The sequence below is a fragment of the Sinimarinibacterium thermocellulolyticum genome, from assembly GCF_040327995.1.
Lineage (GTDB): Bacteria > Pseudomonadota > Gammaproteobacteria > Nevskiales > Nevskiaceae > Solimonas > Solimonas thermocellulolyticum.
Window position 1 is genome coordinate 1 of sequence record NZ_JBEPIJ010000033.1, and the last position, 7979, is coordinate 7979.

The window sequence follows — 7979 nt, forward strand, 5'->3', positions numbered from 1 at the left end:
ATCATGCGCAAGCTGTCACGGCGCCTACTCGCCGCGCTACATCAATGATCCGAACTTCCTCGCCGATCCCACGCTCGAAGGTGTGGCCAGCTACGTCGTGCCGCTGTCGGTGATCCGCACCGATCCGGCACGTGCGAACACCGACAACGAAGGCGTTTCGCAGGCCTTGTCACGCACCGACATTGGGTACCCGGAAACCCATGGCGCCGGGCCGCAGCTCGACTGCGGCATGCAGACGCGCGCGGCAACGCGCGGCGAGCGTGAGCACGGCTATCTGGCGCCGCCGCTGTACGGCGTCTGGGCGACCGCACCCTATCTGCACAACGGTTCGGTGCCCGATGTCTGGAGTCTGCTCAAGCCCGAGGATCGCCCGGCGCTGTGGCGGCGCGTGTCGACGCCGCCGCGCCCCGATCAGGCCGGGCAGGTGATCATGGGCTTCGACACCGACATCCACCGCGCCTACGACGGCGAAAAGCTCGGCTGGAAATACGACGAACTCGCCTGTGGCGACGGCACGATCCCAGCGCTGCAGTGCGCCGGCGACAACCCGGGACTGACGCAGCCCCTCATCGATCTGCTCTACGGCAACATCCTCGCCGCCTGGAACCTCGGCAACGCCGTCTCGCTGCTGCAACTCACGACGGAGCAGATCGAGGATCGCAAGATCTACAACACGCACCTCTTCAGTCAGGGCAACGAGGGCCACGACTTCACCGCCGTGCTCACCGATCAGGAGCGTCGCGCCCTGATCGAGTACATGAAGACGCTGTAGCGGCACGGCCGTACCGAGGAGACATCGATGAACACCCGCTTCCAGCCCGCCCTCATCGCTTCTGCCGCGCTGCTGCTCGGCGCCTGTGCCGACGGCACGCCGACCGAGGCCGCGCCGCTTAATCCTGGCAGCGGCGGCGGGCCCGGCACGACCGAATACCCGCTGCTCGGCGGCGAGCGCGGCGGCAATGTCTGGGCGAATTTCTGCGAAGGGCAACCCGACAGCGCGGTACTGCCACGCGATCCGCGCACACTGCTGGTGCCCGGCGTCAACGAAGGCCGCGCGGTAGCGTTCAACGCCTACTGGCGCGACTGCGGTAATGCCGTCCCCAGGCCGACGACCTGCGGTGAGCTGCGCGAGCAGGTCAAGCTCGGCGCCCTGGTTGCGCACGGCAACGGCGAGATCGGCTCGCCGGTATCCTTCGCCGGCGGCCAGGAGAATCCGCGCGGCATCGCCGCCGAGGACTACAACCGGCTGTGGGAGGTCTGGGGTCTGCCGGGACGCCCCGACAATTTCGACGAGCTGGTGGCCCAGCGTCACGGCTCGCCGCTGACGCCGTGGCGCAATCCCTATCCGCTCCCGGGCGAGGACCCGAATCTCACCGATGGGGGCTCCGGTCAGTTGCCCCTGGCGTACACGCAGATCCGCAACGCCGACGGCACCTGGACCGGTCGGATCGGCACCAAGGTCTGCGTGCTCTGCCACAACGGCCAGATCGATACCGCGAATGGTGAGCTCGGTCCGATGCTCGGCGGCGCCGGCAGCATCGGCGATTTCACCGTCGCCGGCAGCGACTTCGGCCAGGGCGGGGGCGCCGGCGTCGATGCCGCGCTGCGCCTGATCACGATCTCCGAAAACCGCGGCACCGGCGCAATCGACTTCTTCCAGCTCGCCTTCGTCTTGTTCAGCAGGCTCGATCCCGAACTGTTGCTCAATCCCAAGATCGTGTTCAGCCAGGCGATCGGCAACATCAAGAGTCCGCCGTGGTGGAACCTCGCGTACCGTCCGCAGAAGTTCCACGGCGCGATCCTGCCGACCGATTCCTCACGGATCGACCTTGCCGCCTACTACGACCTGCAGGCCAGCCTTAGCGGCAATGATGCCAAGGCCCTGGCGTGGAACGATGCGCACTCCGGGCCGTTCCAGGTCTGGGCGGAAACACTGCCTTCGCCGCAGTATCCGGGCCGCATCGACCGGCGGCTCGCCGAGGCAGGCGCGATCCTGTTCCACGCCAAGGACCTGTGGGCCGACGGCCTGAACAATCCCGCGCCGCGGCCCGATGCCGGCAACGGCTCCTGCGCGAGCTGCCATGGCGCCTACTCGCCGCGCTATGTCCACGATCCGGCCTTCCTCGAAACCCCGGAACTGGCTGGCATCGCCGCCTACACGGTGCCGATGGACGTGATCCGCACCGATCCGGTCTATGCCGAGGCGATGCAGAGCCTGCGCAATCCCGACGGCAGCTTCCCGTCCGCCACCGACAAGCAGAACTTTCTCTACTGCGGCCACGGCGCCTACGGCGAGACCGAAGACCTCACGCCGATTCTGCTCGCGCCGCCGTTGTGGGGCATCTGGGCGGCGGCGCCATACTTGCACAACGGGTCGGTGCCCAACATCTGGGGCGTGCTCGATCCATCGCGCGAGCGGCCGAAGCTGTGGCGGCGCGTGTCGACGCCGGCGCGCCCGGATCAGGAGGGCCTGGTGGTGATGGGCTACGACACCAGCTTCGAGCGCGCCTACGACCAGGACAAGCTCGGCTGGAAGTACGAGGTGCTCGCCTGCGGCGACCCGGGCACCAGTCCGTGGCTCGCGTGTACCCCGGGCGACGAAAGCGGTCCGTCGACACTGCAGAACGCGATCTCGCTGCTGTTCGAAAACTTCGGCGCGCTGTGGAACCTGCCGCGCCCCGAAGGCCTGCGCATGAACCGGCAGGATATCGAGAACCGCAAGGTCTACAACACCTACAAGTACAGCCAGGGCAACCAGGGCCACGACTTCACCGCCGTGCTCACCGATGCCGAGCGACGCGCGATCATCGAGTACCTAAAGACGCTGTGAGCGCGCGCCGCAAGGTCCACACCTTCTGCCGCATCTGCGAGCCGTCCTGCGGACTGGTGGCCGAGGTCGAGGGCGATCGACTGCTCAAGCTGCGGCCGGATGTGGACCATCCGGTGACGCGCGGCTTCGCCTGTCATCGCGGCTTGGGCTTTGGTGCGATCCATGAAGACCCGGATCGGCTCGACGTGCCGCTCGCACGCAAGGGCGAGCGTGGTGGCGGTCTGTTCGAGGCGCGCGGCTGGGACGAGGCGATCGCTGACATCGCACAGCGTCTGCGCGAGATCCGAGAGCGCCACGGCGGCAACGCCATCGCTGGCTACTTCGGCAATCCGAGCGCGTTCAACGCGACCGCCGCACCGGCGCTGAGCGCACTGCTGCGTCAGCTCGGGTCAAAGCGCCTGTTCAACTCGGGCACGCAGGATTGCGCGAACAAGTTTGCCGGCGCCGAGGCGGTGTTCGGCACCAGCACGCTGCATCCGGTGCCGGACCTCGAACACACGCGCTACGCGCTGATCTTCGGCGAGAACCCGGCGGTCTCGCACATGAGCTTCGTGTCGATCGCCGATCCGATGAAGGCGCTGCGCAACGCGCGCCGCCGCGGCGCGACCATCCGCTTCGTCAATCCGCGCCGAATCGAGTCGGCGACGCCGGCGACCGGCGAGGTGCTGCAGATCAAGCCCGACACCGATCTGTATCTCATGGCCGCACTGCTGCACGAGATCGACGCCGCCGGCCTGTTCCGCGAGGACGTCATCGCCGCGCACGGCAAGCGCATCGAAGGGCTGCGCGCGTTCATCGCGCCGTACAGCGCGCAGGCCGTCGCCGAGATCGTCGGCCTGGACGCGCCAACCATCCGCAGCGTTGCGCTCGAGTTCGCCTGCGCCGAATCCGCGTGCGTGCACATGAGCACCGGCGTCAACATGGGTCGGCAAGGCACGCTGTGCTACTGGCTTTTGCAGATGCTCAGCTTCGTCACCGGCAATCTCGATCGCCGCGGCGGCAATCTGTACGCGGTAGGCTTTTATCCTGCGGCGAAGGCCGGTCGCATCGACGCCGAGGCGATCGCATTCCGCGACACGCCGTTCGGTCCGCTGCGCGAGATTCGCGGCGCGCTGCCGGGAAATCTGCTCGCCGACCTGATCGAGACCGATCCGGCGTCGGGCGAGGAACCGATCCGTGCGCTGATCGTCATGGCCGGCAACCCGCTGTTGTCGATCGGCGGCGAAGCGCGCCTGCGCCGGGCGTTCGCCAAGCTCGACCTGCTGGTGGTGCTCGATCTGTACCGCAATGCCACCGGCGAATATGCCGACTGGCTGCTGCCCTGCGCCGACATGCTCGAACGCGCCGATCTGAACCTCTGCGGCCTGGGCATGCAGTCGCAACCCTTCGTGCAATACAGCGCGGCGGTCGTGCCGCCGCGCGGCGAGCGCCGCGAGGAATGGTGGATCTGCACGCGCATCGGTCAGGCGCTCGAACCGACGCTCACCATCGATACCGATCCACTCGCCCGCTTCGATCACATGCTCGGCTACGCCGGCCTGTCGACGGCACGGCTACGCGTGCAACCCGGCGGCACGGTGGTACTGCCCCCGCCGCAGCCGGGACGCTTCTACGACGAGCACATCCAGACACCGGATCGGCGCGTCGATTGCTGCCCACCGCTGTTTGCCGATGCGCTGACAAGAGCGCACGCGATCTTCGCCGAGCTGCAGCAGGAAGCACCGCAGCAGATCAGGCTGATCAACCTGCGCACGCCGTACATGCACAACAGTTGGTTTCACAACGTCGAGAAACTCAAGCGCCCGCATCAGCAGCACAACCCGCTGCACCTGTCGCCCGATGACGCCGCACGGCTGGGCCTGCAGGACGGCGATGCCGTCGTAGTGCGCTCCGAGTACGGCGCCATCGAGGCCAGCATCCACATCGACGACACCCTGCGCGCCGGCGTCGCTGCAATGACGCACGGCTGGGGCCAGTCGCGCACGCCCGGCATGCGCGTGGCGCAGCGCTATCCCGGCGTCAACGTCAACGAGCTGCTGCCGAGCGGCCCGGGCAGCTACGATCCGCTGAGTAACCAGGCGCACATGACCGGCATTCCGATCGAGCTGTCGAGGCCGGGCACGGACGAGGCGAGCCGTCGTCGGCACTGCGCCTCGTCTCAGAACCGCCAGCTGAACTCACCAAAGATCAGCCGCCCCGGTTCCAGCGTCTGATAGAACGTATCGGTGGCCAGCGGCACGTCGCTCTTGTAGCTGGCGACGACCTCGTCGGTGAGGTTCTCGCCGACGATGCGCAGGCGCCAGCGGCCGTCCGCCGAGGCGATGCCGACATAGGCGTTCCAGCGCGTGACACCGTCCTGTTTGACGCGCTCGTCGCGCAGGGCGTTGTCGGCGAAGTAGCTGCTCTGGTAGGCGGCGACGACGCCCAGGTCGAGCGCCAGGCTTTGCCACGGCAGCGTGAACTCCGCGCGCGGGCTGAGCGTCGCGGTGAAGCGCGAGGCGAAGTCGAGCGGCTCGCCGCTGATGTCGCAGCGCTCGTCGCCGTCGCCGTCGGTGTCTTCGTTGCCGGCGGCGCAGGTGCCGAACGGAAAGTTGAGGAACTCGTTGTCGTTGAAGCCGAGGCTGCCCTGCAGGCTGAGCCAGTCGTTGACCAGCCACAGGCCGTCGATCTCGACGCCGCGCGCCTGCGCTTCGCCGGCGTTGAGCACGGTGAAGCCGACGTCGCTCGGGTCCTGGGTCACGACCTGGAAGTCGCTGAGGTTCATCCAGAACAGGCCGACGTTGAGTTGCGCGGCGCCATCGAGCAGGGTGAACTTGCCGCCGCCTTCCCAGGAGCGCACCTGCTCTTCGTCGTGCTGCAGGCCGTCGGGGTCGCCGGTCGAGGCGATCTGGTTGAAGCCGCCGGCGCGAAATGCGCGCACCCAGGCGAGGTAGAGGCTGGCGTCGTCGGAGAATATGTAGCGCACCAGGGCCTTGGGGCTTAGTTGCTGTTCGGAACGATCGGCGTCGGCGGTATAGGGCTCGCGCCCCAGCGCCAGCCGGGCGAGCAGGCCGGTACCCTGCACCGACACGGAGTTCCAGCTCGCCTCTTTCTGTTCGTCGGAGTAGCGCAGGCCGAGTTGCAGCATCCACGCCGGCGTCGGCGACCACTCGAACTGGCCGAACAGCGCCGCCGAGCGGGTGATCTGGTCGTAATAGATGATGCCGACCTCGTCGTCGGCCGGATTGTTCGGCGGCAGTACGCCGCCCGGCTGGGGCAGCGGGATCGGCAGCGGCAAGGTGTCGCCCGCGAGGAAGATCAGCGTCGCCGTGGGATCGATGCGCAGGCCCGCCTCGGAATCCGTGAAGCGGCGGTTCTGCCAGAACGCGCCGACCGTGAGGTTGCTCGTGCCCGTGTCGCCGAAGCCGAACAGGCCGTCCAGTTCGGGCGAACTGGTGCGCAGTTCGATCGTGGACTGCGGATGGCGATCCTTCTGGATCAAGGTCAGCGCCGGCGCCGGACCGAAGTCGGGATCGGCGATGTTGTCGAACAGCAGATCGGCATGGCCGGCGATAAGCGTCGTGTCCCATTCGCCGAGCGCGCGTGTCAGTTCCAGCGTGTAGATTTCGCCGGCGATGTCGGTGTACTCGTCGGCGTCGATCGAACCGACGTAGTTGTTCGGCAGGTCGTCGAAGTTCGCGTCGAACAGGCGGTACAGCGGCACCGACTGCGGCGCGACCAGAAACAGCTCGGCGCCGAAGCCGGTCAGGCTCACGTCGACCGTCTCGGCCGCCAGGCGCAGATCGAAGCCACCGAGATCGGCAAACGCCAGCTTGAGTCGCGCAGCGCGGCGGTCGCGGCCGTTGATGCGCGGGTTGGCGGTCGGTACGGTCTCGTCCGTGGTGTTGTCGAGCAGGCCGTCACGTTCGTCGTACAGACCGGCGATGCGCCAGTAACCGAAGCTGCCGAGGGGGCCGCCGACACCGAGCTCGACGCGACGGCGCTCCAGCTCGCCGCCCTGCACGCTCAGATGCCCTTCGAGTTCGTCGCTGTCGGCAGCGCGCGTCGCGATGTTGAACGCGCCGGCCGTGCTGTTCTTGCCGAACAGCGTGCCCTGCGGCCCGCGCAGCACTTCGACGCGACCGATGTCGTACAGCGGCAACTGGAAGAACGGCGAGGTGCCGTAGGTGACGCCGTCGACGACGAGACTGATCGCCTGCTCGAACGCGCGGTTCAGCGGATGCGCGTTGAAGCCGCGGATGCTGAGCTGCGGCAGCGTGCCGTTGGCATCGATGCGCGCATTGGGCACGAAGATCGACAGATCGCGAAAGTCGGTGATCGCTGCGTCGGCGAGAAACTCGGCATCAAATGCCGAAATCGAGATCGGCACCTCGCTCAGACCCTGCTCGCGCTTCTGCGCGGTGACGACGATCTCCTCGATTGTGCGGCGTGGCGGAGGGCGCGCTTCGGGCGCGGCCGCGGGCTCGTCGGCGAGTTCGATGACGTCGAGCGCGGGCGCCGCTTCCGGCGCGGTCGCTTCGGCGTCCTGCGCCGTAAGCAGTGCGTCGAGCGATTCATCCTGCGCCGCGGCGCAGCCGGCGCTCAGCAGCAGAACCAGCGCGGCGGCACGTCTGCCCTTGTTCATCGCTCCTCCCCCAACTACGTGTTTTAGCCTGCAGCTGGCGAGGCTGCGTCGAGTCGTTGGCGAACAGCGTCTTCGGATTCAGCCCGAGCCGCTGGCAGGCTTCGATCATCGGATGGTTGCGCGGCGTAAAGCGATCGGCGAGCCATGCGGCGACGCGAACGATCGGTCGTTCCCAGTGGCGCAGTTCCCACTCGCGGCCGATGCGCAGTTGTTGCCGTAGCGTCGCCGGCACCAATTGCACCGCGGCGCGCAGTAGCACGCGCTGCAGGCCGCGCAGCGGACGCGGGAACACCGGCGTCTTCCGCATCAGGTCCAAGAACTCGAAGATCACCGGCGTCGGCTGCAGCTTCGGCTGCATCGCTGCGAACAAGGCGTCCAAGGCGGCTTGCGAGGTCGGCGCGCTTGTCGCCTCCCCCAGTTTAGTGCCACGGATTACTAGAGGTCTCGGGGTGGTGGTGAAGTCGGTATTCGACGGGCGTGAGATCGCGTAGTGACTCGTGCGGGATCTCGTGGTTGTAGTCGTGC

At 67.4% G+C, this 7979-nt stretch carries 5 protein-coding genes; 3 read left to right on the plus strand and 2 right to left on the minus strand.

What is annotated here, in order from left to right:
* The 3 genes from ABSH63_RS15465 to ABSH63_RS15475 form a co-directional block, all read left to right on the plus strand.
* The coding region (locus ABSH63_RS15465) for a c-type cytochrome (RefSeq protein ID WP_491630894.1) at positions 1-772 on the plus strand (772 nt) is incomplete at its 5' end.
* Positions 773-799: 27 nt separating this feature from the next.
* Positions 800-2830, plus strand: a complete 2031-nt coding sequence (gene roxB / locus ABSH63_RS15470; protein WP_352890974.1) for a rubber dioxygenase RoxB — start codon at positions 800-802, stop codon at positions 2828-2830.
* Entirely contained in the window at positions 2827-5043 is a 2217-nt protein-coding gene (locus tag ABSH63_RS15475) for a molybdopterin-containing oxidoreductase family protein (RefSeq protein ID WP_352890976.1), read from the plus strand. Before roxB ends, ABSH63_RS15475 begins: the two co-directional genes overlap by 4 nt.
* Here the strand turns inward: ABSH63_RS15475 and ABSH63_RS15480 are convergent.
* Both ABSH63_RS15480 and ABSH63_RS15485 read right to left on the minus strand, forming a co-directional pair.
* Positions 4989-7454 carry a TonB-dependent receptor gene (locus ABSH63_RS15480; RefSeq protein WP_352890978.1) on the minus strand — a complete coding sequence of 822 codons (2466 nt, stop codon included), beginning with the start codon at positions 7452-7454 and terminating at the stop codon, positions 4989-4991. The two genes, ABSH63_RS15475 and ABSH63_RS15480, sit on opposite strands and share 55 nt — an antisense overlap.
* The gene (locus ABSH63_RS15485; protein WP_434223285.1) at positions 7384-7938 is read right to left on the minus strand and encodes an oxygenase MpaB family protein; all 555 of its coding nucleotides are present in this window, start codon (positions 7936-7938) and stop codon (positions 7384-7386) included. Before ABSH63_RS15485 ends, ABSH63_RS15480 begins: the two co-directional genes overlap by 71 nt.
* Between the last annotated feature and the right edge of the window lie 41 nt (positions 7939-7979).